This is a genomic window from Jeotgalibaca caeni, assembly GCF_028863945.1.
GTDB classification, from domain to species: domain Bacteria; phylum Bacillota; class Bacilli; order Lactobacillales; family Aerococcaceae; genus Jeotgalibaca; species Jeotgalibaca caeni.
The window spans coordinates 1-1,589 of the sequence record NZ_JARBEA010000124.1 but is presented as its reverse complement, the minus strand read 5'-3'; the positions used below and the strand labels follow the sequence as shown (position 1 = coordinate 1,589).

The 1,589-nt window shown below is 49.2% G+C and carries 1 protein-coding gene; it reads right to left on the bottom strand.

What is annotated here, in order from left to right; translation table 11 throughout:
* Positions 1 to 121: 121 nt before the first annotated feature.
* Positions 122 to 1,435 (bottom strand): IS1380 family transposase, encoded by a 1,314-nt coding sequence (locus PVE40_RS12700; protein ID WP_274732300.1) that lies wholly within the window; start codon positions 1,433 to 1,435, stop codon positions 122 to 124.
* Between the last annotated feature and the right edge of the window lie 154 nt (positions 1,436 to 1,589).

Below are 1,589 nucleotides of genomic sequence, written 5' to 3'. Positions count from 1 at the left end.
TTTTCTAAATGCGCAAGCTGATTTGGCTTCACATTAGGAAAATTGGCGTATGAACCCTATTTTTGGGCGCACGAACCCCTTGGGTTCCACTAGTTTTTTAAAATGAGCCCATTTGGATGGCTTACCAGGCCAGCTGCTGGATTTTCTGTAGCAGGTGGTAGAACGACTGTTGGTAAACGTGGGTGGAACTCAATTTCAGGAACAGCCGGCGGCCGCTCTTGACGAGTTTCCCCGCCACTTTGAACAGGCGCAGACGAAGTGTATCGACTTGGAAGCCGGCCTCTTTCGGCGGCAAGCAGATGGACTTCATGAAATTGATCAGGTTATAAGCCAACAGGCTGACCATCATGCGGGCATGGTTCTCCAAGAAGGAGGAACTGTCGGTCTTGTCGAAATAGAAGCCGTTCTTTGCTTCCTTGATAAAATTTTCCATCGTCCCCCGGTTGTGGTAAAGCTGGAACATCGTCCGGGCGGACAGTTCCTCCGAGCAATTCGTGACCACATACTCGTGCCTGAATAGCAGCTCGTTCGCTTCCCGGGTGGATTTGATGCAAATCCGGCGCCCCTTCGCCCAGCTCTTTGCCCGATAGGTCGTGGAATGATAGTGGACTTCCTTTTCCTCCCAGGGATGCTCATTTCCGATGAGGATGAACGACTCCGCGATTTTCTCCAGGATCTTGTTTTTCTTCAGGCGAATAACATACTGGCTTTGATAAGCCTCGCAGATATCATAGACCTCGGGGGTCGCAAAACCACTGTCCCCTCTGACGAGCAGCTTGGTACAGGGAAGTGTCTGGCTGTAATGTGCCAGCATCGGTTCCAGGAAATCTTTTACGCCGTTCGAGGTATAGACATTGCCAGAACGCAGTTCTGCCTTCAAGAAATCACCCGTCAGGCCATCGAAAGCCACCAAGGGGTGATAGCCGTTTGTCCGGTAGTGGGCATTGAATTTGCTGCCTTCCTGCTTGCCGAACGTATCGGAATGGGTGGAGTCTAGGTCGATAATGAGCTCCGTTGCGTCCCGTTCCACGTGCACTTTATCGATCAGCGCCTGATTCAGGGTTTGGAACTGGGAAATGGTCGCTTCGCTGATCCGGTCCCAGAACCGGGAAAGTGATGCTTGTGATGCCAAGCTTTCCTTCTCAAGCACCAGTTGGAAAACGGGATCTTCCTTCAGTGAGTTAGCTGATGAATCCGCAGGATAACCAGCGATCAACTGGAACAGGAGTTGTTCCAGCAAGGAGATGTTGTCATGAAAGCAGTGGCTGCGATTGTCCTGGAAGGTGAGAAACTGGCTGGCTAACTTGGAGAAGCCAATCGAGTCCATGAATTCTTTTACCAAAATCAAGCCAGAATCGGTGGAAAGATTGCCGCCCGAATTATTTATCACCATTTTTGAGTTGAAGTTTACGCGTTTTTCCTGTAATGTAGCCATTGAGAGAACCCCTTTCTTTGGTTAGGTTTAGTCGCTTTAACCATAGCAGATTGGGGTTCTTTTTGTACACCCAAAGGGTGTCGGATAACAATATGAAAAACAAGGACGGGACAAGGTTTAGAGAGCATATTAGAAAAACTATGAATTATTCAGG

Coding starts and splice junctions, on each gene's coding strand:
- PVE40_RS12700 (WP_274732300.1), bottom strand. CDS start 1,435: ATGGCTACATTACAGGAAAAACGCGTAAACTTCAACTCAAAAATGGTG.